Raw genomic sequence first — 24,746 nt, forward strand, 5'->3', positions numbered from 1 at the left:
AATGATGATTCTCGGCCTGGTCCGGTGGATGCAACCGGTGCACGGCTATGACGTACGTCGCGAACTGCTGAGCTGGAGCGCGGACAAGTGGGCGAACGTCCAGCCCGGGTCGATCTACCACGCGCTGCGCAAGCTGACCGAGGAGGGACTGTTGCGCGAGGTGGCCACCGAGCAGGTCGGCGCCCGCCCGGCCCGGGTCACGTACGGGATCACGCCGAAGGGCGAGGATGAGTTCCAGGGCCTGCTCAGAGGAAACTGGTGGAACCTCGGCGAGGTGGTCGACCCGTTCTTCGCGGCCTTCTCCTTCCTGCCGGCGTTGCCCCGGGAGGAGGCGTCCGCAGCGCTGCGTAACCGGGCCCGGCTGCTGCGGGCGATGAACGACAGCCTGCGGGCGGCGATGGAGTCCGGTTGGATGAAGACGGACAAGCCGGTCCATGTCTCCTGGATGTGGCAGCTGTCCATCGCCCGGGCGGAGGGTGAGATCAGCTGGTGTGAGCGGATAGCCGACCTGATCGACGCCGGGGTGACGTACCTGCCGGAGGAACACGCGAAGAACTTCGACTGGCCGCACCTCGACTGGGCGCAGCACGCCCCGATGGCCGGCGATCAGGACGACGAGGAATCGCCGGGTGACGCGTAATAATCAATGTTGACTAGATGAGCTATATCGCGTTAGCCTCCGAGAGCGTTGCGGTGGGGCGCCTTCTGGCGTGCCCCGGGGGAAGGGGCCGGTGGGATGCCGGTCCGGCTGACCAGGAGCAGGCATGATCGAGACGAAAGGGTTGCGGAAGTCGTTCCGCTCCCGACAGGGCAGAGAGAAGAAGTCGGTCGACGCGGTCCGCGGTGTCGACCTTGTGGTGGCCGAGGGCGAGATCTTCGGCTTCCTCGGCCCGAACGGCGCGGGCAAGACCACCACGCTGCGGATGCTCGCCACGCTCATCGAACCGGACGGTGGCGAAGCCCACATCGCCGGTGTCGACCTGCGGACCAACCCGGGTGAGGTGCGGCGACGGATCGGCTACGTGGCCCAGGGCGGCAGCACCTGGGACGAGTCGACCGCCCGGGAGGAGCTGGTGCTGCACGCCCGGATGTACGGACTGAGCAAAGCCGAGGCGCACCGGCGCGCGGTACGCGCCCTGGAGGCGTTCCAGCTCACGGAGTACGCCGACCGCAAGTGCAAGACGTACTCCGGCGGTCAGCGCCGCCGGGTCGACATCGCCCTCGGCATCATCCACGAACCCAGGATCGTCTTCCTGGACGAGCCGACCACCGGCCTCGACCCGCAGAGCCGGGCGCACATGTGGGACGAGATCCGCCGGCTGCGGGCCCAGGGCATGACCGTCTTCATCACCACGCACTACCTGGACGAGGCGGACGCGCTCTGCGACCGGATCGCCATCATGGACCACGGCGAGGTGGTCGCCGAGGGGACACCGGCCGAGCTGAAGCGGGAGATCTCCGGCGACGTCGTGCAGGTCGCCATCGAGGGGTCGGCCCAGGACGCCGCCAAGGTGCTGGAAACCGAGCCGTACGTGACGAGGCTGGAGAGCTCCGACGACGGCGGGCTCCGGCTCTATGTCAACGACGGGGCCCGGGAGATGCCCCAGATCCTCCGCGTGCTCGACGCCGCCGGCGTCGCGCTCAGCTCGATCGAGTTGCACCGCCCCAGCCTCGACGACGTGTTCCTCACCAAGACCGGCCGCTCGCTGCGCGAGTCCTGACCTCTCGCCGCGCGAGTCCTCAGTGCTCGCCGTGCACGCCCAACAGGAGAACTGTGATGAAACTCGCCCGCGACACATGGTTGATCTTTCAGCGGCAGTTCCTGCTGCTGGTCCGCCAGCCCGTCTGGCTCTTCGTCGGCATCTTCCAGCCGGTGATGTACCTGCTGCTCTTCGCCCCACTGCTCAAACCCGCGTTGCAGGCGTCAAGCGACGCCGAGGCGTACCGGATCTTCGTGCCCGGCCTGCTGGTGCTGCTCGCCATCTTCGGCGGGCTGTTCCAGGGCTTCGGCCTGATCGCCGAGCTACGGGCCGGGGTGATCGAACGGTCCCGGGTCACCCCGGTCAGCCGGCTCGCCCTGCTGCTCGGCCGATCGCTGCGCGACGTGGTGTCGCTGATCGCCCAGGCGATCATCATCACCCTGCTGGCGCTCGCCTTCGGGCTCTCCGTCTTCATCGGGGACCTGCTGCTCGCCTACCTGATGCTGGCCCTTATCGCGCTGATGACGTCGGCGCTGTCGTACGGGATCGCACTGGTGGTGAAGAGCGAGGACGCGCTGGCGCCGCTGATGAACACGATCGCCCAGCCGGTCCTGCTGCTCTCCGGCATCCTGCTGCCGCTGAGCTTCGCACCCGGCTGGTTGCAGGGGATCGCCGACTGGAACCCGTTCTCCTGGGCGGTCGACGGCGCCCGGGCACTCTTCGCCGGCGATCTCGGCAACGACGCCGTCTGGCAGGGACTGTCGGTGATGGCGGTGATCACGGCGCTCGCCGTGGTCTGGGCCGCGCGGGAGTTCGCCCGAAGCGTCCGCTAGCTCCTCATCGGGTACGGGTGGAGCCGGCGCCTCGACGCCGGTCCCACCCGTTGTGCGGAGTTGTTCTGGTGGGTCAGCGGCGGCGGGCCAGGGTGAGGCCGTCGGCGATCGGCAGCATCACCAGATCGACCCGCTCGTCCTCCAGCACCGCATCGTTGAACTCGGCGACCGCCCGGTCGGCCGCTGTCTCCGGGGCCAGGATCCGACCGCCTCGGAGCACGTTGTCCACCACGATCAGCCCACCGGTACGCATCCTCGGCACCAACTCGGCCCAGTAGCGGGGATAGCCCGGCTTGTCGGCGTCGACGAAGACGAAGTCGAGGTGCGGCTCCACCGGTAGGGACCGCAGAGTCTCGGCGGCTGGGCCGAGCCGCAACTCGGTCCGGTCGTCGACTCCGGCCCGCGCCCAGTAACGGCGGGCGACCGCCGTGTACTCCTCGGAGATGTCGAAGCAGATCAACCGGCCGTCGGCGGGCAGACCACGGGCGATCGCCAGCGAGGAGAGGCCGGTGAAGGTGCCGACCTCGACCGCCTGCCGGGCGTTCACCAGCCGGGTCAGGAAGGTGAGCAACCCGGCCTGCTCCGGAGCGATCTGCATCCCGGCGTCGGCGGGGAGCAGGGACACGGTCTCGTCGATCAGCTCCCGAGCCAGGGCGTCCGGCGGGGAGCCGTGCGCCAGGACGTACGCGTGCAGGTCATCGGTGAGCGGGATCGACTTGGGCGGCACTGCTCGACGCTATGTCAGGTTGCCGGCGGACGGTAGCGGTTCGTCAGTGTGTGTCGGCAACCGTCTTCGCTGCCCTCGTCACTGCCGTCTCGGAGCCGGCCCCGGGCGGGGACGTCCGGTCGGCCCAGAGGTCGGTGATCCGCAGGTCAAACTCGCCGAGCAGGTTGCGAAACAGTGGCAGGGAGAGCCCGATCACCGCTCCGGGATCGCCGTCCACCCCGTCGACGAACGGTCCACCCAGTCCGTCGATGGTGAACGCGCCCGCCACCTGCAACGGCTCACCCGTCGCGACGTACGCGGCGATCTCGTCGTCGCTGACCTCGGCGAAGTAGACGGTAGTGGCGCCCACCCGGGCAACCTCGCGCCCATTCGACAGGTCGATCAGGCAGTGCCCGGTGTGCAGTACGCCACTCTTGCCCCGCATTGCCTGCCAGCGGCGGGTCGCCTCTTCCGCATCGGCCGGCTTGCCGAGAATCTCCCCACCGAAGGCGAGCACCGAATCACACCCGAGGACGAGGGTACGGAGACCATTCGCGTCCTCGCCGCCGGTACCGGCGGGACGGCGTGGCTCGCCCGTGTTGGTGCCGGTCTTGGTGGCGGTGCCGGCGCCGGTGTTGGTGTTGGTGGCGCGGTCGCTGTTCGAGTGGGCGCTGAGACTGCCGGCTACCGCCCGCGCCTTCAACTGGGCGAGCGTGAGGCTCAGCGCCTCCGGAGTCGAGGGGTCCACCCGCGATTCGTCGACCCCGCTGACCAGTACCTCCGGCTCGATGCCGGCGGCCTGTAGAAGCTTGCGTCGGGCCGGGCTCGCCGAGGCGAGCACCAGGCGAAGCCGGTTTGTCGTGTGCACGACGGCCAACGCTACCCGGCCCGACGAGAGCTGGCCGCGATCGGGCCGGGGGTTCGGTGGGTTCGGTTTAGAAGCGGCGGGGTTGCTGCCGCCGCCGGACCAGGAACACCACCAGGAGGGTCACCACCAGGCCGAGTACGACGAGAGCCACCAGAACACCGATCAGAATCGTCGACCCGATGCCCGACTTGTCCTCCGGCTCGGGAGCCGCGTTGGCGGCAGGCTGGGTCTGACTGGAGCTGGGCGCGGCGCTAGCGCTCGGGTTGGCGTCCCCCTCCAGCGGAGGTACGTCGGCCGTCAACGCCTTGACCAGGTTGACTACGCCGTACCCGTACTCCTCGTCCCTACCCGGCGCACCCTTGTCGTCAGCAGTAGCAGTCAGTCGATGTACGACTTCCTCCGCCGACAGATCCGGAAACTTGCTCCGTACGAGCGCAGCCGCCCCAGCCACGATCGCGGCAGAGTCTGATGTGCCGGAGGTTTCGCTATACCTCCCACGTTTGGCGGTACTGTGGATGTCAATACCCGGGGCGGCAATAACGACTCTCTTCCCAGTAACCGAAGTGTCGGAGTAGTTGCCTTTGTGGTCAGTAGCGCCGACAGCAACGACTCCATCGATGGCAGCAGGGAATCCAACGAGGATATGTCCAGGGCGATTTCCGGCAGACGCTACAACGACGATGTCTGCCTTGAAGGCGGCCTCAATTGCTTGGCGGAGTCGAGACGATGAGGACATAACAGAGGAGATGTTGATTATGTCTACCCTCTTGGATATTGCCCACTCTACTGCCTTGGCTGTCTCGTCCGGGTCGCCACCGCTCTTGTTTTCTGAGTCTCGAATCGGAATAATCTTGGCCTTTGGGGCGATGCCCAGCGCCCCGTTGGCGCCTCTGCCATGTGCCGCGATCAAACCGGCCATAGCTGTTCCGTGCCCACCAGGATCGCCGTCTTGGCGCCCGTTGCCCGATCCTCCTGTGTAAGTGGCGGTGCCTGACAAGAGATTGTTGCGGAGATCGGGGTGCGGGTCAACGCCGGTGTCGATTACGGCGACGGTGATTCCCTCTCCTTGGCTGATTCTGTGGGCATCAGCAACCTGGAGGAACTCAAGATGCCATTGATTGTCGCGCACCTGGTCGGCGTGCGCTGCGGCCGATGGCAAGACGGCGACGGCCGTGGCGCACGAGAGCGTCACGGCCGTGCGGACAACGCGAGAGATCACCGCTCGTTCCCGATTATTGGGCCAGGGTCAATCCGGACCTTTTCGCGATTCGGCATCATGATCGGGGCTACGCCTTCGTCGGTTTCCCAGGGGTTATCGGGATCCCAATACCGGACCTCTTCTTCCTTGCTTTGGCCGGGTCGGGCGCCCGACCCCATTCCGAATGCCTTGGCTGCTCCTGTCGGGCCATTCGTAAAGCCCGGCGATCCAGTCCTGCTGGGCGAGGTCGCTCCGCCTCCACTGCCAATTACACCCCCGACAGGGTTGATGCGCCGAGCTCCCCCAGTTCCTGAAACTGGCTGGGACAGACCTGCCCCGGATGTGCCACCAATCATTCCTCCCGGAGGCATGACCCGAGGACCCGATCCACCGTTGGGTCCGAAGCCAAGCTTGTTCATGCCGGCGGGGGGTACCGATGATGGCATGGGATGGTTCAGCCCAGGAGGCCTGGCCCCAAGCGGAAGACCCGGGGGCTTCGCGCCCGGAGGTAGGGCGGGGGCTATTGGAGGAGGCGGCGGCAGACCCGGGCCAGTAGTAGGCGGTGGCGGAATGACGCTCGGAGGTGTCGGTGGGACGGCCGGAGGCGCAACCGGACCAGCACCCCCGAGGATCGGACCTATACCGGGCGCAGGTGGCGTCGGTACGGTGTGGACGGCCGATGTTGGGGGTGGAGTATAGCTTGCACCGCCTCCCGCCGGGATCGGTACAACAGGAGGGAGCACTGGAGGGCCGGAACTTCCCATGGCGCCGTTGGTGCCAGCGCCTGGGTAGTCTGCTGGATCACCCGTCTGCTTGTCACGAGCCTTGTAAACCGGCGGCTTTCGGAGCTGTACCTGGGCGGTGGCAAGTTCGCTGCTGAGCCCGTACATGATGTGGCGGGCGCGCCAGTTCAGGTCTTCCAGATCGGCTTGAGTCGTCGCCTGCTGGCCGGCGGGCGGCCGCCCGTTGTTCGCCGTAACTGCCGCGTCGTACTGCTGCTTGGCCTGCTCCTTCTTGAGGTACTCCTTGTGAATCTCCTCAAGATTTCTGCGCGACTCCCAGATCGCCTGGGTCACACCCGTGAGGGTCTGCTGGTTCGCGGCGGCCGTGTCGTAGACGCCCTGCACCGTCTCGATGAGGAAGTCGAGTCGCGCGACGTACGCCTTTGAAGCCTCGTTCTTCTCCGGCGGCCAAGCCTCGGCCAGGTTCTCGCGGTACTGCTTCAGCCGCGAGAGGTGTAGCAAGCTGAGCTCGGAGGTCTTCCGCCAGCCGCTGACGTGCTGCCAGTGCGTGTCGGTCTGCTGGTTCTCCACCAGACTCCACATCTGCCGCACATTATGTGACACCCAGTTGGTCGTACCGGCGAGCTGGCCGGTGCCCCCGCCATCAAGCATCTGGACTCCCCGTGTTCGCCGCGCCACCCTGCGGCGCTGGCGTGTTCTGTGACCCGGGTGGCGGCGGTGCCGCTGCACCGGTTTGGTTCAGTGCGTTCTCGACGTCGCGGACCCGAGCCTGCGAGAACGCATCGGAGTTGTTGTAGTTCTTACTGACGGTCTCGGCGGCGATGGCGAGGCCGCCGGTGCCGTCGCCGACGTCCCAAACCCGTGTCGAGGTGTCCTGCTGGACGTTCCGGTGCGCCTCGAAGAACGACACCAGCTCCGCGAAGCCCGCATTTGGTGCGGGCAGGTTGGGCAGCATGTCCGTCTGGACTTCCTCCATGTGCGGGACGTAGTTCTTCTGAACCTCCGCCAGGAGCTGCTTTGCGAACTCTTCCATTCGCTGGATGTCAGCTTCTATGGACCCGCCGTAGTCGCGCAGCCACGCAGGGCCGCGGTCTTCATCAGGTATCACGTCTTCTCCCCAGGTACTGCGTACTGCCCCACATCAAGGTTAGTGGGTACGGGCCCGCGTGGGCAGCCCCGTCGGGCGCCCGGAGCAGGTCAGTGAGGAAGGCCTGAGACCCGCCAGGCGTCACGGCCGATGCGGGCCGGTATGCCGGACGGGGACACCGTACCGGGACGACCTCTTCGTGCCCAGGTCGACAGCGTGCCGGGTCGGGCCGATGTGGTCGGTCGGGGCCGGAGGAAGATCGCCCCGACCAGGGCGGCCAACTCCTCCGGCGTGGGGGTGCCGCGGACCACCCGGAGCAGCGACTCTTCGTCAGCCATGGCATTCAGGGTACGTCCCCCGTCGGTTGGTGGGCGTCCCAGATAGGCGTGCCGAAGGTGTGACGCTGGTTGCCGTTGGGTACCGTCCACGGGTGTCCAGTGCGCCTCCGCAACTCATCGCTGACCGGTACCGACTTGTCGAGCCGCTCGGCCAGGGTGGGATGGGTCGGGTCTGGAAGGCGCGTGATGAGGTGCTGCACCGCGACGTCGCGATCAAGGAACTGGTCCCGCCGCCGGGGCTCACCGAGGACGAGCGCCGGGAGATGCGCGAGCGCTCGCTCCGCGAGGCGCGCGCGATCGCTCGGCTCAACCACGCGAACGTGGTTCGGGTCTTCGACGTACTCCGTACCGATGGTGATCCCTGGATCGTCATGGAGTACGTCCCGTCGCGGTCCTTGCAGGACACGCTGGCCAGCGACGGGCCGGTGTCACCGACCCGGGCCGCCGAGATCGGCCTGGGGGTGCTCGGCGCGCTGAAGTCCGCGCACCGGGCCGGGGTGATGCACCGGGACGTGAAGCCCGGCAACGTGTTGCTCGGCGACGACGGTCGGGTGGTGCTGACCGACTTCGGGCTGGCCACCGTGCCGGGGGACCCGAACGTGACCCGTACCGGACTGGTGCTGGGGTCGCCCGCGTACATCGCACCGGAGCGGGCGCGGGACGGCACGGCGGGGCCGGAGGGTGACCTCTGGTCGCTGGGCGCGACCCTCTACGCCGCCGTCGAGGGACAGTCGCCGTTCGCCCGGCCGTCCGCGATCGCGACGCTGGCGGCACTGGCCACCGAACCGCCGCCGGTGTCGCGCCGCGCCGGCCCGCTCAAGGCCGTGCTCGCCGGCCTGTTGCGCAAGGACCCGACGACGCGGATCAACGCCGAGGTGGCGGAGCGGTTGCTCCGGCGCGCGGCAGGCCGGCGCCGGAACCCCGGGATGTCACTGCTCGACGGGGTACGCCGACCAGGGCCGCACGGCCCCCGCGAACCGGGCGAGCCGCGTACCCGGATCGTGCCGTTGCCCTCGCCCCGACCGGCCCCCGCCGCGCCGCCGACCGCCGCGCCCTCTGCCGAGGCGGTGCCGCCGGCTCCCGAGACGACCAAGCTGCCGGCCGCTCCTCCGCCGGTCGCGGAGACCACGAAGCTGCCGGCTGCCGAGACGACGAAGCTGCCTGCCCCGCCAGCGGAGGAGGAGCCGGCGGCGGAGTCATCTCCGGCGGAGACACCGGAGAAACCGGCCAGCTCGGCAGGTGCCCGGCCGCCCACCGAACCGGCCGTCGTCGTCGTGCCCGGGGAGTCGGTCGACGCGCCCAAGGTGAAGTCGGATCCGGCGCCCACGGCGGTGCAGCCGAAGCCCGACGACGCGCCTACCGAGCTGGTAGCCCCGGAGGCACAACCGGTAGGCCAGGCACCCGTCCCCGCCGGCCGCGATATCGAGTACGACGAGGGCGGCCGCAACGGTGGCGGTTTGTTGGCTGCCCTACCGGCCGGCAACCGACGGATGTGGCTTTTCGGTGGGCTCGTCGTCCTGCTCCTGCTCGCCTTAGCCGTGATCGTGCCACTGGCCAACGGTGGTTCGGGGGAGGACGACAACGGCGGCACCACGGGCTCGACTTCGGCCGTTGAGCCGACCGCCGCCGGTACCAAGGCACCAACAACGCCGACTCCGGCTGCGACCGCGCCGTCGGCTCAGCCTTCGGCGACCCCGACCGGTCAACCCAATCAGCCGCAGCTACCGCCTGGCTGGCGCATGCACAGGGACCCGACGAACTTCTCCGTGCCGGTTCCGGAGGGATGGAAGATGACTCGGGAGAAGACCGGGCCAGCGGCGGATGCTGTCCGGGTGTGGTTCCGTGACCCGGATGGTCCGAGACAGCTACTCATCGACCAGACCAACCGGCCTGAGCCTGATCCGGTAGCCGACTGGAAGAGCAAGGAGAGCTACCGGCGGAACAATACGGTCAACTATCAGCGGGTCGGGCAGATTCGTGCGGTGGACTACTGGGACAAATGCGCCGACTGGGACTGGTTGGAGACTGTGGATGGAGTCCGGGTCCATGTCCGTAACCGTGGCTTCGTGACGGCCCCTGACAAGGCGTATGCGATCCGTTGGGACACCGCGGCAGACGAGTGGGACGAGAACCTCCCCAACTTCCAGATCATCGTCGACGGGTTCCAACCCGCGAAGAGCTGACAGGTATGACCTCACTTCCGGCGGGGTAGTGGTGATCTCGACGGAAGGAGGTACGACTGATGCGCTCCCGATATCACGCGACGAAGCCGAGTGTCGCACTGTGGATGCTCGTGGCGATCGGCGACCTCGCCCTGCTGGTGGCGGGCGTCGGAATGGTCGCGCTCGTCGGCGTCGTCACCGTGGCCGTCGCTACGGTCGGTGCTTGGCTGCTGCTGCGGCGAGGCATGCCGAACCGGACTGCGGTGCCAGCCCGGGTCGCCGTATCGACGACGGGCCGAGCGCGGGGCGGCTCCGCCGGTCAGCTTCGTTGAGATCGGGCTACGAGGATGGCGGCAGCCGGATCGGTCATCGACCGGACAGGGATGACAGGTCCCGCTGCCGCCAACTCGTCTCAGGGGTGCGGCCAGCGGCTGTTCAACCGTCGTGCCACCTGCGCGATGTCGTGCCGGTCATGGGCGAGCAGGTTGCTGCGGGCGTCGCGATAGCGCGGGCAGGGCCAGCGGCGCCGGCAGGCAACGCACCGCCACATGCCGAGTAGTCGCCAGAGTGGTGCCGGCCGATGTCGTTCGACGACTGCCATGGAGCGGTCGCGTTCCATTGCGGACCTCCGGCGGTTGCGGGACGCGCGGCGGCTCGCCGGCTGTCGGGGAGAGAGACGAGCCGCCGCGCGGGGAGACCGACCCCCACCAGGTTGCGGACCAGGAGAAATCGGCTCCCAAAACCTGATGCATAAGGTAGGGCAAGGCAAGGCCATATGCACCTTGATGCCTCGTGATGCTTGTGGTCCCTCGGTTCAACGTGATCAAATGTGGCTGCGGACCAGGGAGTGCATTGTGCCTACCTCGAAGACACAAAAGATCATTAACGACATCACCGTGCAGATCGAATCGGGAAAGCTGGCGCCGGGTGACCGGTTGCCGAGCACAGCAGAGCTGCGAGCCCAATACGGTGTTTCCATCACCGTGGTGCGCGGTGCGGTCAACTGGCTCAAGGCGAAGGGTCTGGTGGAGGGTCATCCCGGGCTGGGCGTCTTCGTCGTCGGGGGCGATGAGTAAGCCGGGCCCCCGCTGGCGTTGGCGACGTGAGCTAGGCTCGCTCGGATGTCAGTGGACGGCGTGACAGACCTCTGGGACAAGCTCTTCGGAGCGCAACCGGACCCACCCCCGCTACTGGTCCTGATCACCGGGCTGGTCGCGCTCACCGTCGTACTCACCCGGGTGCCCTGGCGGGTCGGGCGCAATGCCATCACCATCGCGCACGAGGGCGGGCACGCGCTCGCGGCGGTACTCACCGGACGCCGTCTCCAGGGCATCCGGCTGCATTCGGACACCTCCGGGTTGACCCTGTCGGCGGGTCGGCCGACCGGCCCCGGAATGATTTTCACCCTGCTGGCCGGCTATCTCGCACCCTCGCTGATCGGACTGGCCGGTGCCTGGGTGCTCGGCGGGAACCGGATCACCCTGCTGCTCTGGGTCGCGGTCGCGCTGCTGCTCGCCATGCTGGTGATGATCCGCAACGTCTTCGGCATCATCTCGATTGTGGTCACCACCGGGGTCGTACTCGGAGTCTCCTGGAAGGCCTCGCCGGACGTCCAGGCCGCGTTCGCGTACACCGGGGTCTGGTTCCTGCTGCTCGGCGGCGTACGGCCGGTTGGTGAACTCCAGACGCTGCGTCGGCGGGGCCAACTGCCGCAGTCGGACGCGGACCAGCTCGCCTGGCTCACCCGGGTGCCCGGCGTGGCCTGGGTCGGGGTCTTCGGCGCGGTCAACCTGGTCGCCCTGCTCGCCGGAGCCGCCCTGCTCACCGGCCCGATACTGACTTCCGCCAGCCTGCCCGGTTGACGTGCCGGAGCCGGGACGCTCCACCAGCCCGTTGCGAACATCTGGGGCAGCCCGGGATGCTCGGCACTATCGGCGCCGGAGAAAGGCGTACACGACCCGACTGCTGCCGAACTCGGCGACGTTCAGCAGCTCCCAACCGTACGGGGCGAGCGTCTCCGCGGCCATCATGGCGTACGTCACGGGCTCCTGGCCGACCCCACGCCGCGCCGCGATCGCGAGATGCCGATACGGGTACGCTCGCAGCTCGGCGAGGTTGGTAAGCACCAGCTCCGCGCTGACCGTGCGGCTCCGCGCGATCGTTTCCAGCGTCTCCCGGTTAGGCATGCCCGACACCCTAGCCAGGACGGGCGGTGCTCGGGTGGAAGGTGAAACCCGGCGCTGACCGGGGGACGGGTACCTTGTGGACATGGGTCAGGCATCTCGTACGTGCCGAAACGCGTCTCCCGGCCGAGGTCGGGGTGGGGCGCAGCTGGCTGGGCTGGCGGTGCTCGCCGGGCTCCTCACCGCTACCGCCTGCACCACCGGTCCGGCGGAGCCGACGGCGGCACCCAGCCCGCCGGCCGGCACGGAGTCCGTACCGAACACCAGCGCCACGCCCGATGGGCCCGGCCGGACGTACGACGCGGTGGGGTTGGACCTCTGTGCCCGGACCAGCCTGGCGCCGCTGGCGGATCTTTCGCTGACGGTACAGCAGAAGATCCCCAAGCAGCCCACCTCGGCCCCGGGTGCGGCCTGTCTCTTCGAGTTCCGTGCCCGTGGCGGCCATGAGGCGAGTCTGCTGGTCGAGGCGTCGACGTTGGGCTCGCCCGACGAGGCGGGGCGGCTCTATCGGGCCACCCAACGAGTGTCGGGGATGAGCCGGGACGGCGTGGTGGCCGGGATCGGTGAGGAGGCCGAGGGCTTCACCGAGCAGTCGGAGTCCGGTGCGAAGCGGTCCGAATACATGATCCACTCGCGGGCCGGCAACCTGGTGCTCAAGGTGTGGCTCGCGGTGGGGGGTACGGAGTTCACTCCGAAGGACGTCCTGGCGGCGAAGGTGAAGCAGCTGCTGACCGCGACGCTCGCCGAGGTACCCTGACCCGTCCTCGGCCGAGCGTCGCCGTCGCCGTCAGTCCTCGACGAGCGTCGCCTGCGTCAGCCGCGTACCGCCTCGGGCCACTTTCCGCCGGGGAGCTTCGAGTGGTCACCGACCTGGGTGGCCAGATCCCGGATGTTGCCGAGCGCGTCGACGAACCGCTGACCGACCGTGAGTAGGGTGTTCAGACCCGACTCGACCAGGCTGCCCACCGCGTCGCCGAGGGTCTCCACCACCAGGGGAATCGTGATGACCCCACCGGCCTCGGCAGCCGCCTCGACGATCCGCTTGGCCAGACCTGTCACGATTTTGGCCAGCTCGACCGCGAAGTCGACGTTCGCCTTGGCGATCTTGAACAGCCACTGGCTGATGAACTCGGCCTTTCCGACGGCCTCGTCGACCGCGGCCTTCTGCTGCCCGGCCTTCCGGGTGTATGCCGACGCGGCGTCGCCGCTCCACCGGACCAGGTCCTCGTCCCGTGGTTCCGTGGTGCTGAACGAGAGCTCGGAGACCGGCGTCTTCACCTGCTTGACCCACTGGAAGCTGATATTGATCAGCGAGAGCACCGGTGTCTGGTGCTCGAGCGCGTACTTGACCTTTTCGAGCACCTTGCCCAGGGCATCGCGGACGGCGTCGAGCTTGCTCTTGATCCACCACAGGGCCGCCGCGCCGAGCGCCCAGGCCCACTTGTTGACCTTGCTTACCAGGTCGTTGAAGCCGTCGACGGCTTTCTTGATTCCGTCGCGGATCTGGTTGAACGCGGTGTTGAACGGGCCGGTGTACTCGGCCGGATCACCAATCCCCGGTGGCGCCACTTCGGTTCCTCTCCCCTTACGCTGTGTAGATCTCGTTCAGATTGAGTGCGACGACCTCGTCTGCCCGGTCATACGCGTCGGCGATACGGTCGAGTGCCAAGCCGAGCTGCTCGAACTCGGTCACCGCGCCAGCGAGCACGGTCTCCATGAACGACTGGAAGCCGTTGTACGCGGCGGAGTGCCCCCCGGCGTTTGCGTCGCCGATGAAGAACGCCGACATGCTCAGGTCGAGCCCGCCTACCGCAGCCTTGATCGGCTCCATCTGGTCGGAGAGCTGCTTCCACTTCTTGCCTTCGTTGTAGACCGCCCGGGTGATGACGCTCACCTCTGACATGGCGATTCTGCCTCTCGGTCGAGCCGGATCAGTTCTCGGTGGCCTCGGCGGCGGCCCGGAACAGGGCCAAAGCCGCCAGACGCAACTGCTCGGTACTGGCGTTCCGGATGCTCTGTGGATCGCCGGTGATCGTGGTGACCCCACCGCCGTTGATCCGTGCGGTGAGGTGCCCCTCCGGGCTGGTCAGAATCTTCTCCCGGCTCTCCCGGAACTCGATGTCCGTGCTGATCTGGTCCAGACGCCGGAGCTGCTCGTCGATGTCCTCGATCGCCTGCCAGGTCTGGCTGAGCCAGTCCCGCTCGTCCACCGGACCGGGTGCCGGTGGCTCGGGCGTGGGTGTCGGCCGGCCGGCCGGCGGGTTCGGTGGTGCGAACGGATGCCGACCGATCTCCTCCTGAGCCGCGAGGGTGGCCAGCACGCTGGCGTTGACCAGCTTTCGCACCGCACTGGTGTACGCGGCGTGGAGCGCGGATGGAAAGCCCTCCGCGTCCAGCCGGTCCAGCCAGTGCCGGCTGATGTCGACGCTCTCCACCCGACCGTCGGAGTCGACGGTGACCCAGACCGAGTCCGACGGGTCGGCGCCCTCGTGGTGGGCCGGCGGTACGAAACGTTCGCCGGCCTCCGTCAGCTCTCGCCGTGCATCCGCACGCAGCCGGTCGGAATCGCCGAGTGAGTCCAGCCTCGAAAGTTCCAGGTTGTCGTCGCGGCCGTATTGTTCTCGCACAGCGCGTCCCCGTTGTTCGGTTGTCCACAGGTGACCTGGTACTCGACGTCGAGTCGGCGGACATGGACGTCGGTCAGCTGACCGGTGGCAGGTCGACGCACAGGTTAGCGTATCGGCCATCGATCTCGCGTCCGGCAAGGTCCAGCCGACCGAGGTACCGCCGCCCTGCCAGGACACGGTGCAGGTGGCTGAAGACCGTCCCTTCCGGCGGGGCCGGATCAGAGCGGGATGTTGCCGTGCTTCTTGGCCGGCAGCGTCTCCCGCTTGCTGCGGAGGGTCCGGAGCGCCCGGACGATCTGGCTCCTGGTCTCCGCCGGCCGGATCACCGCGTCGACGTACCCGCGTTCGGCCGCCACGTAGGGGTTGGCCAGGGTGTCCTCGTACTCCCGGATCTTCTCGGCCCGGACGGCGGCCGGGTCGTCGGCGGCGGCCAACTCACCCCGGTAGAGGATGTTCACCGCGCCCTGCGCCCCCATCACCGCGATCTGCGCGGTCGGCCAGGCGAAGTTGAGATCCGCGCCGAGGTGCTTGGAACCCATCACGTCGTACGCCCCGCCGTACGCCTTCCGGGTGATCACGGTGACCTTCGGGACGGTCGCCTCGGCGTACGCGTAGATCAGCTTGGCGCCCCGCCGGATGATGCCGTCCCACTCCTGGCCGGTGCCGGGCAGGAACCCGGGAACGTCCACGAAGGTGAGTACCGGGATGTTGAACGCGTCGCAGGTGCGGACGAACCGGGCGGCCTTCTCCGAGGCGGCGATGTCCAGGCAGCCGGCGAAGTGCATCGGCTGGTTCGCCACCACCCCGACCGGCCGCCCCTCGACCCGGCCGAAGCCGACCACGATGTTCTGCGCGTAGAGCGGCTGGACCTCCAGGAAATCCCCGTCGTCGACGACGTGCTCGATCACCTGGCGGATGTCGTACGGCTGGTTCGCCGAGTCCGGGATCAGGGTGTCCAGGTCCCGGTCGACCTCGGTGACCTCCAGCTCGGCCGGTGCGTCGAGGACCGGAGCCTCGTCGAGGTTGTTGCTCGGCAGGTACGACAGCAGCGCCCTGACGTAGTCGATCGCGTCGTCCTCGTCGGCGGCCAGGTAGTGCGCGTTGCCGCTGCGGGTGTTGTGGGTACGCGCCCCGCCCAGCTCCTCCATCGCGACGTCCTCGCCGGTCACCGTCTTGATCACGTCTGGACCGGTGATGAACATGTGCGAGGTCTGGTCGACCATCACGGTGAAGTCGGTGACCGCGGGGGAGTAGACGGCGCCACCCGCGCACGGCCCCATCACCAGGGAGATCTGCGGGATCACCCCGGAGGCGCGGACATTGCGGAAGAAGATCTCGCCGTAGAGGCCGAGGCTGACCACGCCCTCCTGGATCCGGGCGCCACCGGAGTCGTTGATGCCGACCACCGGGCAGCCGATCTTCATCGCCAGGTCCATCACCTTGACGATCTTCTCTCCGAAGACCTCGCCGAGCGAACCGCCGAAGACCGTGAAGTCCTGGGCGAAGACGCAGATCTGCCGGCCGTCGACGGTGCCGTACCCGGTCACCACGCCGTCCCCGTATGGTCGGGTGCGGTCCAGCCCGAAGTTGGTCGAGCGGTGCCGGGCCAGCCCGTCCAGTTCGACGAAGGAACCCGGGTCGAGGAGCAGTTCGATCCGCTCCCGGGCGGTCTTCTTGCCCCGGGCGTGCTGTTTCTCCACCGCCCGGGCCGAGCCGGCGTGCACCGCCTCGTCCACCCGTCGGTCCAGGTCCGCGAGGCGGCCGGCGGTGCTGTGGGGGTCGATGTCGGCGGTACTCGGCTGCCCAGTCACGTCCGCGATCGTAACGACGGTCGGTGCCCAGGCCACACCGCCAGGGGCGGGGGCGTGTGCCGTACCACCCCGACGGCGGTCGACGGTGGCTCCGGCACCCGCCCCGGGTGGGCGTCGGCTCCGGCTCCGGGCGGGGCGTCCGCCGCGGCTCCGGGCGGGGCGTCCGCCGCGGCTCCGGATGGGCGTCGGCTCCGGCTTTGCGGGGTCGGGCCCGTACGCTGGCCTGATGCCGGGATCGCCGTACACCGACCTGGATCGTCCGCCGCTCGACGCGCGGCGGCTCCAGCGGGCCCTGATCACGCCGGAGAGCCTCTGGACCCGGCTGGTGCTGCACCGCGAGACCGGTTCGACGAACGCCGACGCGGCCGAGGCGGCCCGGGCCGGCGAGCCGGAAGGGCTGGTCGTGGTCGCCGAGCGGCAGACCGCAGGGCGGGGGCGACGCGGACGTACCTGGGAGTCGCCGGCCCGGGCCGGGCTCGCGGTCAGCGTGCTGCTCCGGCCGGGCGTGGCCGGACCCGACCGGAACTGGCCCGCCGTGCCGCCACCCCGGTATGGCTGGCTACCGCTGCTGGCCGGCGTGGCGCTGGTGGAGGCGGTGGACCTGCTGGCCGAGCTGGACTCCGCGCTGAAGTGGCCGAACGACCTGCTGGTCTGGCCCGAGCCGGGCGACAGAGCCCCCGTGGCAGAGCCGCCCCCGGCCGGAGCGGACCGCATCGGTCAGGCGGCCGCAAACGATCGGGCGGCCAGCGATGATCACGCGGCGACCGGCGGTCGGGCGGGCAGCGACGGCCGGGTGAACGGGCGGGCGGCGGGTGGGGCGAAAGCTGCCGGGATCCTGGCCGAAGGGGTCTCCGCGGCCGGCGGGACGGACCCGGCGGTGGTGCTCGGCCTGGGCGTGAACGTCACGGTGCGCGCGGACGAGCTGCCGGTCAACCCGACCGGACTGCCCGCGACCTCGCTGCAACTGGCCGGCGCGGCGGCCACCGACCGTGACCCGCTGCTGCGGGCGCTGCTGCGCGGCATCGACCGCTGGTACGGCCGCTGGCGCGCCGCCGGCGGCGACGCGCTCACCTGCGGCCTGCACGAGGCGTACGTGCGGAACTGCGCGACCCTCGGCCGCGAGGTACGGGTGCTGCTGCCGGCCGGCGAGGAACTGGTCGGCACCGCCAGGACGGTCGACCCGGACGGACAACTGGTGCTCGGCACCGTCGACGGTGAACGGCGGGTCGCCGCCGGTGACGTCCTGCACCTGCGCTGACTGAACCTTTTTCAACCTCCCCTTGCGGTCCGTCGGAGCGCAAGGTCGGACGCGGTGCGTGAGCGCCGCGCGGTTCAGGTTGAAAAAGGTTCACTGTGATGCTGGCCTGATCGGTCCCCTCGGTAAAGAGTCGATACCGGATACCACGGTCGTGGCGCGGAACCGTTACGGTCACCGCGGACATACGGTTGTGGACGAGGAGGATGGGGTGGCTTTTCCCGAGGACGTGCTCACCAAGGACGAGCATGTCGTAGCGCACCTGCACCCGCACTGGAAGGCGTTGATCCGACCGGTCGTGGTGCTGGTCCTGGCCGTCGCCGCGGTGGTCGCCGGCTTCGTTCTGCTGCCGTCGACCGGTGCGGGCACGATTCTGGGCTACGTGATCGCGGCGGCTGCGCTGGTGCTGGCGGTCTGGCTGAGCATCTGGCCGTACCTGGTCTGGCGGACCACGCACTATCTGTTCACCAACGAGCGGGTACTGCTGCAGAAGGGGGTCCTCTCCCGTGACCGCCGGGACATCCCGTTGGGCCGGATCAACGACCACTCGATGAATCAGAAGTTCATCGAGCGCCTGCTCGGCTGCGGCACGCTGACCATCGAGTCGGCCGGTGAGCGGGGCCAGTCGGTGCTGGAGGACATCCCGGGCGTGGAGAGGGTGCAGACCATGCTCTACGAGATCGTGGAGGCCAACCACGACAAGCACTCGCTCGGTGACGACGAGATGCGCGAGATCATGGCGGACATGACCGAGGGCAAGCCGCTGCGCGAGGAGTCGAAGTAGCGCCATCCCCGAGGAGGGGGACGGGCCAGAAGGACAGCCGAAGTGACCCGCCGAAGGGTCTCTGCGTCCACCGCTCGCGGGACGGGGCGGCCGGCAGGGACCCTTTTCCGGCTGGCGGTCGGGGCCGCTTCCGGGCAGGTCAGCCCGGCGGTACCGGTTGCCGCATCAGGAACCAGCCCCGGAAGCGGGTACGCAGCACCTCGCGTTCCGGCTGGCCCTGGTCGTCCAGCCGGTCCATGCTGGCGGTCAGGGTGACGGTGCCGAAGCCGGGCCGTGCCACCGACGGCTTGCTGCCGAGTACGGTCAGCCGGATCGCCAGCCGGTCACCAGCGCGTACCGGGGCCAGCCAGCGCAGTTCCTCCAGCCCGGGTGAGGCGTCCCCGGCGGCCCGGGCCAGCACGTGGTCGACGTACGCCCGCATGAAGAGGCTGACCGTGAAGAAGCCGCTGGCGATCAGCCCACCGTGATGACTGCGTCGGGCCAGTTCCTCGTCGACGTGGTACCACTGCGGGTCGAAACGCCGGGCGAAGTCGACCATTTCCCGCCCGTCGACCACGGTGACCCCGAGGTCGAAGGAGCGGCCGGGCGTCAGATCCTCGAAGAACAGTTCGGCGGGCGCGCCGGTACCCGATCGGCTCACCGTGTCGCTCAGCGGGCTGACGAACGCCGGGGGGCGGCGTTCAACTCGGCGGCGAGTTCGGTTTCCAGCGCGGCGTCGATGGTCTCGGCGAACTGGACCTCGATCGGCTGGGCGGAGCCGACCGGTACCCCGGCAGGTCGGTCCCCGGTGGGTCGGCTCCGGGTGGGCTGGTCCCCGGCTGTCGACTCGGGCTCGACCAGCTCACCGACCGCCTCGGCGAGTTCGGCGACCGGGTCGAGCTCGGCCAGGAAGTCGCCGTCCGGCTCGCCGGCCGATCCCGGGCCGGACGTCCTGGACACCCCGCCGATCCCGGTCGGGACGGCCAGCGTGCTCGACGCCTTCCGGAAGACGAAGGTGCGATAGGACCAGAACCGGAAGACGGTGGCCAGCCCGACGCCGACCGTCTTGGCGACGTTGAGGGCCAGCAGGCCGCTGATGCCGAACCCGTACTTGGCCAGCGCCAGTACGCCCAGCTCGATGATCAGGCCGGCACCGTTGAAGAGGAAGAAGAGGGCGTACTCCCGCCGCATTGCCGATTTCGGCCGGTCCCGATAGGTCCAGTGCCGATTCATCAGATAGGACGAGATGGTGGCGACGACCGTGGCGATGACGTTCGCCTTGAGTTGCCCGTCGGCGAACACGGTGAGCGCAAGGGCGTTGAACACCGCGTAGTTGATGGCGGCGTTGACGCCCCCGACGGTGCCGAATTTCAGCACCTCGCGCAGGAACCTCTGCCAGCGCTCGGGTAACAGACGGGCGAAACGCATTCGACCACCTTAAGGGCAGATGTGGGTGCCGGGCGCGTCGACCGGACAGGGCGGGTCGCCGGTCACTGTCGGTTGTGCCCCTGGGTGATCACGTCCGGTGCGTCCGCGGCGGCCGGGCCCACGAAGACGAACCGGCGGTACGACCAGAACCGGAAGAAGGTGCCCAGCGCGGCGCCGATGAAGTTGGCCGCGATGTTGTCGGCGACCAGAGACTTGAACACGCCCGGCCAGATGCTGCCCAACCCGTAGTGGCTGATGGCCAGGCAGGCGAGGCCGATGCCCAGGCCGACGGCGTTGAAGAAGAAGTAGAGCGAGTATTCCCGGGCCATGCCGGAGCGTTCCCGGTGCCGCCAGGTCCAGAACCGGTTGCCGACGAAGGCGACGGTCGCGGCGATGACCGTGGAGAACGTCTTCGCCGTGAGGGTCTCCCAGCCGAGGCTCGCGTTGGCGTAGTTGAACAGCACGAAGTCGACCGCGAAGGCGACCCCGCCGACCGCGCCGAACTTGCCCAACTCCCGGATCAGGTGACCGAACCGGTCCAGAAGGGTGCGAAGCAAGCCACGGCGGGCGGCCGGCGGTGAGGGCTGTTCGCCGGTGGCGGTCGAGGACACGGTTTGAGCGTACCGGTTGCCGGTCGTCCTCACGGCCCGCAACCGGCGACTCGCGGCGCTGGCGCGATCGCCTCCGCGGACGGTCGGTTGCGGCCACGGCGAAAGGAGTGCCGGGAGTGACGTCAGGGTCACCTGGCGCTGTCGGCTGCTGTGAGGATGCCGTGACGCAATGCTGTTGCCCTGAAGGATTTGCGTGAAACTGCGCGTGGGAGCGAGGAAAAAATCGCCTAGCCGCAGCACGTCCGCATCTTGTGCAGTTCTTCACAACCAGTCTCGCTGCCCCGAACGCCGGCTCGGTTTACGCTGACGGAAATCCCAGGCTTTCACAAGGCGACGCGGTCGTCGGTCTGTCGGCACCGCGCACCCTGCAATCGGTCAGCGTCGACCAAAGGAGAACAGTCATGGCCGCTCCGGCGACAATCCGGGGTCTCGATCAAGCTCCGACAAGCCACCCGAAACTACTCGCCTGGGTCAAAGAGGTAGCCGAACTCACCAACCCCGACCAGGTCGTCTGGGTGGACGGCTCCGACGAGGAATGGCGGCGCCTGACCGACGAACTGGTCGACGCCGGCACCCTCGTACGCCTCGAGCCGGCCCGTAAGCCGAACTCGTTCTGGGGGCGTACCGATCCTGGCGACGTGGCTCGGGCCGAGGACCGTACCTTCATCTGCTCGGTCGACGAGGCCGACGCCGGACCCACCAACAACTGGATGGCCCCGGCGGAGATGAAGCGCATCATGACCGACCTCTATCGGGGTTCGATGCGCGGCCGCACCATGTACGTCATTCCGTTCTGTATGGGGCCGCTCGAGGCGGAACAGCCGATGTTCGGCGTCGAGATTACCGACAGCCCGTATGTCGTCGCGTCGATGCGCATCATGACCCGGATGGGCACCAAGGTGCTGGCCGGGATGGGAGACGACGCGGATTTCGTGCACGCATTGCACTCGATCGGCGCGCCGCTGGAACCGGGCCAGCCGGACGTACCGTGGCCGTGCAATGACACCAAGTACATCTCGCACTTCCCGGAAACCCGGGAGATCTGGTCCTTCGGCTCCGGCTACGGCGGTAACTCGCTGCTCGGCAAGAAGTGCTACTCGCTGCGGATCGCCAGCGTGATGGCCCGGGACGAGGGTTGGCTCGCCGAGCACATGCTCATCATGAAGCTGACCTCACCGGAGGGGTCGGTGCACTACATCGCCGGCGCCTTCCCGTCGGCCTGCGGCAAGACCAACCTGGCCATGCTGGAACCGACCATTCCCGGTTGGAAGGTCGAGACCATCGGCGACGACATCGCCTGGATGCGGTTCGGTCCGGACGGCCGGCTCTACGCGGTCAACCCCGAGTACGGCCTCTTCGGCGTCGCGCCCGGCACCGGCTGGAAGACCAACGCGAACGCGATGCGCACCATCGACCAGGGGAACTCCATCTTCACCAACGTCGGGCTGACCGACGACGGCGACGTCTGGTGGGAGGGGATGAGCGAGCCGCCGGCCCACCTGATCGACTGGAAGGGCCGGGACTGGACGCCGGAGAGCGGCGAACTCTCCTCGCACGCCAACAGCCGGTTCTGCACCCCGCTGCTGCAGTGCCCGATCGTGGCCGACGAGTTCAACGACCCGAACGGCGTACCGATCGACGCGATCCTGTTCGGCGGGCGGCGCAAGGACACCATCCCGCTGGTCACCGAGGCCCGGGACTGGGTGCACGGTGTCTACATGGGAGCCACGCTCTCCTCCGAGACCACCGCCGCCGCCTCCGGCGAGGTCGGGGTGGTCCGCCGGGACCCGATGGCCATGCTGCCGTTCATCGGCTACCACGGCGGGGACTACTTCCGGCACTGGATCGAGATGGGCAAGGGCACCGACGGTGACGAGTCGAAGCTGCCGAAGATCTACTACGTCAACTGGTTCCGCAAGAACGCCGACGGTGACTTCATCTGGCCCGGTTTCGGCGAGAACTCCCGGGTGCTCAAGTGGATCGTCGAGCGTCTGGAGGGCCGGGGCGAGGCGGTCGAGACGCCGATCGGGTTCGTACCGGCACCGGACGCGCTCGACGTCGAGGGGCTCGACATGAGTCCGGAGAACCTGCGCATCGCGACCCGGGTCGACGTCGAGGAGTGGCGTGACGAGCTGCCGATGATCACCGAGTGGTTCGAGAAGTTCGGTGACAAGCTGCCCGGTGTGCTCTGGGCCGAGCTGGACGCGCTGCGGGCCCGGCTCGACGACGAGGCGATCCGGGTAGCCGCCAACCAACGCTGAGGTGCAAGGAAGGGCCCCTGCACAAAGAAAACGATAAGCGGGGGCCCTTCCTCACAGGTGTGCGGGTGGCGCTCGGCGGGCATCATCGACGGCATGACGACGGCCGCCGCGACCGAGGTCCGGCGGCCGTCCGCCGTCCGCGTGCTGACCTGGTTGCTCGCCGCGACCGCGGCGGCCACCGTCGCGGTCGACGCGCTCAACTGGTGGTACGCCGCCGACCGCGGCTTCGGGCTGGCGATCCGCAGCGGCTGGGCGCTGCTGCGTACCCTCGGATTCCTGATCCTGATCCGGCATGTCCGGCGGGGCCGGGCCGGTGCCCGCCCACTCGGGCTGATCCTCGCGGTGACCACGGTCTTCGCGGTCGGCCGGCTGATCGTGCCCCGGGCCGGCGTACCGGCGCTGCCGGGGGTGCTCGGCTTCGCCCTGCTGGCCGTGCTCTGTGTCGCCGTCGTCTGGCTGCTCTACCGGTCACCGCCGCTGCGGGAGTACCTGGTCCGGCATCCGAGCCGGCTGGTCGTGGACCGGCGGGGCATCTCCTGGCGGGAGGTGACCCCGCGCCGGCCGCCGGTCACCGGCTGGCTGCTCACCGCCCGGGTCGCCGCGTTCACGTACGGGCCGTTGACCCTGGTGCCCTGTCTGGTGGCAGTCGGCACGATTCTCGACGGCCGGCTGCTCGCGGTGCCTACCGTGGTGCTGTGGTTCGGCATCGGCATCGGGGTCAGTTACGCGGTGCTGTTCAGCACCTTCTTCCTGCTCCGCGGCCGGACCTGGGCCGGCGGGCTGCTGGTGTTGATCAGCGTGCTGGTGGTCGTGGTCGACCTGGCGTTCTGCTGGCTGCTGCTCGGGGTCGACGGGCTGGTCCGGGACGGTGTGCCGCTGGTGGTGGCCGCGGCGCTGACCCTCTACGCGCTGGGCCGGGCGAACCGGGCCGCCGGGCAGCAGCCCTCCACCCGGGTGACCACCGCCGCCCGGTCCGGCTGAGGTGACGGCGGTGGAGACCGTCGACGTCGCGGTGGTGGGTGCCGGTCCGGCCGGAGCCAGTGCCGCGCTGGCGGCCCGCCGGGCGGGAGCCCGGGTGCTGCTGCTGGACCGGGCCGGCTTTCCCCGGGACAAGCCCTGCGGGGACGGGATCGCCGCGCACGCGCTGGACGTACTCGCCGAACTGGGGGTTCCCGACCCGGTGGCCGGTTACCGGCCGGTGCCGGAGCTGCGGCTGGTGGCGCCCGGTGGTGGGAACGTGGCGCGGCGACTGCCCCGGCCGGCGTACACGGTGCCCCGCCGGGTCTTCGACGCCCGGCTGGTGGCGGCGGCGCTGTCGGCCGGCGCGGAGCTGCGCCGGCACGCCGTGCGGCGGGTCGAGCGCTGCGGTGACCTGGTGCTGCTCGACGGTACGGTGGCCGCCCGTGCCGTGGTCGGTGCCGACGGCGCCGGTTCGGTGGTCCGGCGGGCGCTGGGCAACGGCGCCAACCCGGACGGCCACCTGGCGCTGGCCATCCGGGGGTACGCCCCGGTCCCCGCCGGCCCGGTCGAGCAGCGGATCGTCACCTCGGCCGCGCACTGGCCCGGCTACGCCTGGTCGTTTCCGATCGGCGACGGGCGGGCGAACGTCGGGTACGGGGAGGTGCTGGCCGGCCGTCCGCTGCGCCGGACCGAACTGCTGGACCGGCTGGCGGCGCTGCTTCCCGAGATCGACCCGGCCACCGTCACCGGGGTGCGGGCGCACCACCTGCCGCTCTCCACCCGCCGTCCGCCGCCGGGCCGGGGCCGGATCGTGTTGGCCGGGGACGCGTTGTCGCTGGTCAATCCGTTCACCGGCGAGGGGATCTTCTACGCGGTCCTCTCCGGGGCGCTGGCCGGGGCGGCCGCCGCCACGGTGCCGCACGCCGCCGCCGACCGGTACGCCGCCGCGCTGCGGGCCCGGCTCGGTGCCCACCTGCGGGACAGCTCGGCGGTGGCCTGGCTGGCCCGCCGGGCCCCGGTGGTGGACGGGGTGGTCCGGGCCGCCGACCGGGACGCCCGGGTCTTCCAGACCCTGGTCGAGCTGGGCCTGGGCGACGGCCGGCTGGACGTCCGGACATTGACCAGGGTCGCCGGCGCGGTCGTCGGTACGGTTGCCGGTACGGTCGCCGGCTCGGCCGGGCGGCACTTCCGTAGTCGCCTCTGATCGGTACG

At 69.1% G+C, this 24,746-nt stretch carries 27 protein-coding genes and 2 pseudogenes; 14 read left to right on the plus strand and 15 right to left on the minus strand.

What is annotated here, in order from left to right; translation table 11 throughout:
* The first annotated feature begins 1 nt into the window (after position 1).
* The 3 genes from ABNF97_RS07145 to ABNF97_RS07155 all read left to right on the plus strand — a co-directional run bounded on the left by ABNF97_RS07145 (position 2) and on the right by ABNF97_RS07155 (position 2,533).
* Entirely contained in the window at positions 2-640 is a 639-nt protein-coding gene (locus ABNF97_RS07145; protein ID WP_130466314.1) for a helix-turn-helix transcriptional regulator, read from the plus strand.
* Positions 641-764: 124 nt separating this feature from the next.
* Complete coding sequence (locus tag ABNF97_RS07150; RefSeq protein WP_130464973.1) at positions 765-1,721, plus strand: ATP-binding cassette domain-containing protein; 957 nt, start codon at positions 765-767, stop codon at positions 1,719-1,721.
* A gap of 56 nt (positions 1,722-1,777) precedes the next feature.
* Positions 1,778-2,533 carry an ABC transporter permease gene (locus ABNF97_RS07155; RefSeq protein WP_130464972.1) on the plus strand — a complete coding sequence of 252 codons (756 nt, stop codon included), beginning with the start codon at positions 1,778-1,780 and terminating at the stop codon, positions 2,531-2,533.
* Between the two features lie 73 nt (positions 2,534-2,606).
* Here ABNF97_RS07155 and ABNF97_RS07160 read toward each other — a convergent pair whose 3' ends face one another.
* From ABNF97_RS07160 to ABNF97_RS07185, 6 genes are all read right to left on the minus strand, one after another.
* On the minus strand, positions 2,607-3,260 hold the full coding sequence (locus ABNF97_RS07160; protein WP_130464971.1) for a class I SAM-dependent methyltransferase: 654 nt from the start codon (positions 3,258-3,260) through the stop codon (positions 2,607-2,609).
* A 43-nt stretch (positions 3,261-3,303) separates the two neighbouring features.
* Positions 3,304-4,107 (minus strand): Maf family protein, encoded by an 804-nt coding sequence (locus ABNF97_RS07165; RefSeq protein WP_349338024.1) that lies wholly within the window; start codon positions 4,105-4,107, stop codon positions 3,304-3,306.
* A gap of 67 nt (positions 4,108-4,174) precedes the next feature.
* Positions 4,175-5,236 carry a type VII secretion-associated serine protease mycosin gene (gene mycP, locus ABNF97_RS07170; RefSeq protein ID WP_349338025.1) on the minus strand — a complete coding sequence of 354 codons (1,062 nt, stop codon included), beginning with the start codon at positions 5,234-5,236 and terminating at the stop codon, positions 4,175-4,177.
* Between the two features lie 86 nt (positions 5,237-5,322).
* Positions 5,323-6,630, minus strand: a complete 1,308-nt coding sequence (locus tag ABNF97_RS07175; RefSeq protein WP_349338026.1) for a hypothetical protein — start codon at positions 6,628-6,630, stop codon at positions 5,323-5,325.
* Positions 6,631-6,691: 61 nt separating this feature from the next.
* Positions 6,692-7,156 (minus strand): hypothetical protein, encoded by a 465-nt coding sequence (locus tag ABNF97_RS07180; RefSeq protein WP_349338027.1) that lies wholly within the window; start codon positions 7,154-7,156, stop codon positions 6,692-6,694.
* Positions 7,157-7,245: 89 nt separating this feature from the next.
* A complete protein-coding gene (locus ABNF97_RS07185; protein ID WP_130464966.1) occupies positions 7,246-7,473 on the minus strand; it encodes an acyl-CoA carboxylase epsilon subunit in 228 nt (75 codons plus the stop codon).
* Between the two features lie 92 nt (positions 7,474-7,565).
* On the opposite strand from ABNF97_RS07185, the gene ABNF97_RS07190 reads away from it, so the two are divergent.
* Entirely contained in the window at positions 7,566-9,656 is a 2,091-nt protein-coding gene (locus ABNF97_RS07190) for a serine/threonine-protein kinase (RefSeq protein ID WP_349338028.1), read from the plus strand.
* Positions 9,657-9,715: 59 nt separating this feature from the next.
* On the plus strand, positions 9,716-9,967 hold the full coding sequence (locus ABNF97_RS07195; protein ID WP_130464964.1) for a hypothetical protein: 252 nt from the start codon (positions 9,716-9,718) through the stop codon (positions 9,965-9,967).
* An 80-nt stretch (positions 9,968-10,047) separates the two neighbouring features.
* On the opposite strand, the gene ABNF97_RS07200 is transcribed toward ABNF97_RS07195, so the two are convergent.
* On the minus strand, positions 10,048-10,236 hold the full coding sequence (locus tag ABNF97_RS07200) for a hypothetical protein (RefSeq protein ID WP_130464963.1): 189 nt from the start codon (positions 10,234-10,236) through the stop codon (positions 10,048-10,050).
* A gap of 253 nt (positions 10,237-10,489) precedes the next feature.
* Here ABNF97_RS07200 and ABNF97_RS07205 point away from each other — a divergent pair, with 253 nt between their 5' ends.
* Together ABNF97_RS07205 and ABNF97_RS07210 are read left to right on the plus strand one after the other, a co-directional pair.
* A complete protein-coding gene (locus tag ABNF97_RS07205) occupies positions 10,490-10,711 on the plus strand; it encodes a winged helix-turn-helix domain-containing protein (protein WP_349338029.1) in 222 nt (73 codons plus the stop codon).
* A gap of 45 nt (positions 10,712-10,756) precedes the next feature.
* Positions 10,757-11,497, plus strand: coding sequence for a M50 family metallopeptidase (locus tag ABNF97_RS07210; protein WP_130464961.1), 741 nt, complete (start codon positions 10,757-10,759; stop codon positions 11,495-11,497).
* Positions 11,498-11,563: 66 nt separating this feature from the next.
* Here ABNF97_RS07210 and ABNF97_RS07215 read toward each other — a convergent pair whose 3' ends face one another.
* The gene (locus ABNF97_RS07215) at positions 11,564-11,821 is read right to left on the minus strand and encodes a transcriptional regulator (RefSeq protein ID WP_130464960.1); all 258 of its coding nucleotides are present in this window, start codon (positions 11,819-11,821) and stop codon (positions 11,564-11,566) included.
* An 82-nt stretch (positions 11,822-11,903) separates the two neighbouring features.
* Between ABNF97_RS07215 and ABNF97_RS07220 the strand changes: the two genes are divergently transcribed.
* Entirely contained in the window at positions 11,904-12,575 is a 672-nt protein-coding gene (locus ABNF97_RS07220; protein ID WP_349338030.1) for a hypothetical protein, read from the plus strand.
* Positions 12,576-12,631: 56 nt separating this feature from the next.
* Here the strand turns inward: ABNF97_RS07220 and ABNF97_RS07225 are convergent, their stop codons facing one another.
* From ABNF97_RS07225 to ABNF97_RS07240, 4 genes are all read right to left on the minus strand, one after another.
* The gene (locus tag ABNF97_RS07225) at positions 12,632-13,387 is read right to left on the minus strand and encodes a hypothetical protein (RefSeq protein ID WP_130464959.1); all 756 of its coding nucleotides are present in this window, start codon (positions 13,385-13,387) and stop codon (positions 12,632-12,634) included.
* A gap of 16 nt (positions 13,388-13,403) precedes the next feature.
* Entirely contained in the window at positions 13,404-13,721 is a 318-nt protein-coding gene (locus tag ABNF97_RS07230) for a hypothetical protein (protein WP_130464958.1), read from the minus strand.
* A gap of 28 nt (positions 13,722-13,749) precedes the next feature.
* Entirely contained in the window at positions 13,750-14,445 is a 696-nt protein-coding gene (locus ABNF97_RS07235; RefSeq protein ID WP_130464957.1) for a hypothetical protein, read from the minus strand.
* Positions 14,446-14,663: 218 nt separating this feature from the next.
* A complete protein-coding gene (locus ABNF97_RS07240; RefSeq protein WP_349338031.1) occupies positions 14,664-16,256 on the minus strand; it encodes an acyl-CoA carboxylase subunit beta in 1,593 nt (530 codons plus the stop codon).
* A gap of 226 nt (positions 16,257-16,482) precedes the next feature.
* Here ABNF97_RS07240 and ABNF97_RS34130 point away from each other — a divergent pair.
* The 3 genes and pseudogenes from ABNF97_RS34130 to ABNF97_RS07255 all read left to right on the plus strand — a co-directional run.
* Positions 16,483-17,403 (plus strand): annotated as a pseudogene (locus ABNF97_RS34130) (biotin--[acetyl-CoA-carboxylase] ligase); the annotation flags it as partial.
* Positions 17,377-17,514: pseudogene (locus ABNF97_RS34135) on the plus strand (biotin protein ligase-related protein); the annotation flags it as partial. The pseudogenes ABNF97_RS34130 and ABNF97_RS34135, both read left to right, overlap by 27 nt.
* A gap of 208 nt (positions 17,515-17,722) precedes the next feature.
* Complete coding sequence (locus tag ABNF97_RS07255; protein WP_130464955.1) at positions 17,723-18,295, plus strand: PH domain-containing protein; 573 nt, start codon at positions 17,723-17,725, stop codon at positions 18,293-18,295.
* A 139-nt stretch (positions 18,296-18,434) separates the two neighbouring features.
* Here the strand turns inward: ABNF97_RS07255 and ABNF97_RS07260 are convergent, their stop codons facing one another.
* The 3 genes from ABNF97_RS07260 to ABNF97_RS07270 form a co-directional block, all read right to left on the minus strand.
* Complete coding sequence (locus tag ABNF97_RS07260; RefSeq protein WP_349338032.1) at positions 18,435-18,935, minus strand: MaoC/PaaZ C-terminal domain-containing protein; 501 nt, start codon at positions 18,933-18,935, stop codon at positions 18,435-18,437.
* An 8-nt stretch (positions 18,936-18,943) separates the two neighbouring features.
* Positions 18,944-19,702: a GtrA family protein gene (locus tag ABNF97_RS07265; protein WP_349338033.1), complete on the minus strand. Its 759-nt coding sequence runs from the start codon at positions 19,700-19,702 to the stop codon at positions 18,944-18,946.
* Between the two features lie 62 nt (positions 19,703-19,764).
* Positions 19,765-20,313 (minus strand): GtrA family protein, encoded by a 549-nt coding sequence (locus ABNF97_RS07270; protein WP_130464953.1) that lies wholly within the window; start codon positions 20,311-20,313, stop codon positions 19,765-19,767.
* 401 nt (positions 20,314-20,714) lie between these two features.
* Between ABNF97_RS07270 and ABNF97_RS07275 the strand changes: the two genes are divergently transcribed.
* From ABNF97_RS07275 to ABNF97_RS07285, 3 genes are all read left to right on the plus strand, one after another.
* Positions 20,715-22,574: a phosphoenolpyruvate carboxykinase (GTP) gene (locus ABNF97_RS07275; RefSeq protein WP_349338034.1), complete on the plus strand. Its 1,860-nt coding sequence runs from the start codon at positions 20,715-20,717 to the stop codon at positions 22,572-22,574.
* 93 nt (positions 22,575-22,667) lie between these two features.
* Positions 22,668-23,555 carry a hypothetical protein gene (locus ABNF97_RS07280; RefSeq protein ID WP_130464951.1) on the plus strand — a complete coding sequence of 296 codons (888 nt, stop codon included), beginning with the start codon at positions 22,668-22,670 and terminating at the stop codon, positions 23,553-23,555.
* Between the two features lie 10 nt (positions 23,556-23,565).
* Entirely contained in the window at positions 23,566-24,738 is a 1,173-nt protein-coding gene (locus tag ABNF97_RS07285; protein WP_130464950.1) for a geranylgeranyl reductase family protein, read from the plus strand.
* Positions 24,739-24,746: the final 8 nt, after the last annotated feature.

This window comes from Plantactinospora sp. B6F1 (assembly GCF_040120695.1).
In the GTDB taxonomy this organism is placed as follows: Bacteria; Actinomycetota; Actinomycetes; order Mycobacteriales; family Micromonosporaceae; genus Plantactinospora.

What these genes read in the sequence shown, in the direction of transcription:
- ABNF97_RS07215 (WP_130464960.1), bottom strand. Translation starts at nt 11,821, where the DNA reads ATGCCTAACCGGGAGACGCTGGAAACGATCGCGCGGAGCCGCACGGTC.
- ABNF97_RS07185 (WP_130464966.1), bottom strand. Translation starts at nt 7,473, where the DNA reads ATGGCTGACGAAGAGTCGCTGCTCCGGGTGGTCCGCGGCACCCCCACG.
- ABNF97_RS07195 (WP_130464964.1), top strand. Translation starts at nt 9,716, where the DNA reads ATGCGCTCCCGATATCACGCGACGAAGCCGAGTGTCGCACTGTGGATG.
- ABNF97_RS07175 (WP_349338026.1), bottom strand. Translation starts at nt 6,630, where the DNA reads ATGTGGAGTCTGGTGGAGAACCAGCAGACCGACACGCACTGGCAGCAC.
- ABNF97_RS07210 (WP_130464961.1), top strand. Translation starts at nt 10,757, where the DNA reads ATGTCAGTGGACGGCGTGACAGACCTCTGGGACAAGCTCTTCGGAGCG.
- ABNF97_RS07155 (WP_130464972.1), top strand. Translation starts at nt 1,778, where the DNA reads ATGAAACTCGCCCGCGACACATGGTTGATCTTTCAGCGGCAGTTCCTG.
- ABNF97_RS07280 (WP_130464951.1), top strand. Translation starts at nt 22,668, where the DNA reads ATGACGACGGCCGCCGCGACCGAGGTCCGGCGGCCGTCCGCCGTCCGC.
- ABNF97_RS07145 (WP_130466314.1), top strand. Translation starts at nt 2, where the DNA reads ATGATGATTCTCGGCCTGGTCCGGTGGATGCAACCGGTGCACGGCTAT.
- ABNF97_RS07230 (WP_130464958.1), bottom strand. Translation starts at nt 13,721, where the DNA reads ATGTCAGAGGTGAGCGTCATCACCCGGGCGGTCTACAACGAAGGCAAG.
- ABNF97_RS07275 (WP_349338034.1), top strand. Translation starts at nt 20,715, where the DNA reads ATGGCCGCTCCGGCGACAATCCGGGGTCTCGATCAAGCTCCGACAAGC.
- ABNF97_RS07150 (WP_130464973.1), top strand. Translation starts at nt 765, where the DNA reads ATGATCGAGACGAAAGGGTTGCGGAAGTCGTTCCGCTCCCGACAGGGC.
- ABNF97_RS07220 (WP_349338030.1), top strand. Translation starts at nt 11,904, where the DNA reads ATGGGTCAGGCATCTCGTACGTGCCGAAACGCGTCTCCCGGCCGAGGT.
- ABNF97_RS07200 (WP_130464963.1), bottom strand. Translation starts at nt 10,236, where the DNA reads ATGGCAGTCGTCGAACGACATCGGCCGGCACCACTCTGGCGACTACTC.
- ABNF97_RS07265 (WP_349338033.1), bottom strand. Translation starts at nt 19,702, where the DNA reads ATGCGTTTCGCCCGTCTGTTACCCGAGCGCTGGCAGAGGTTCCTGCGC.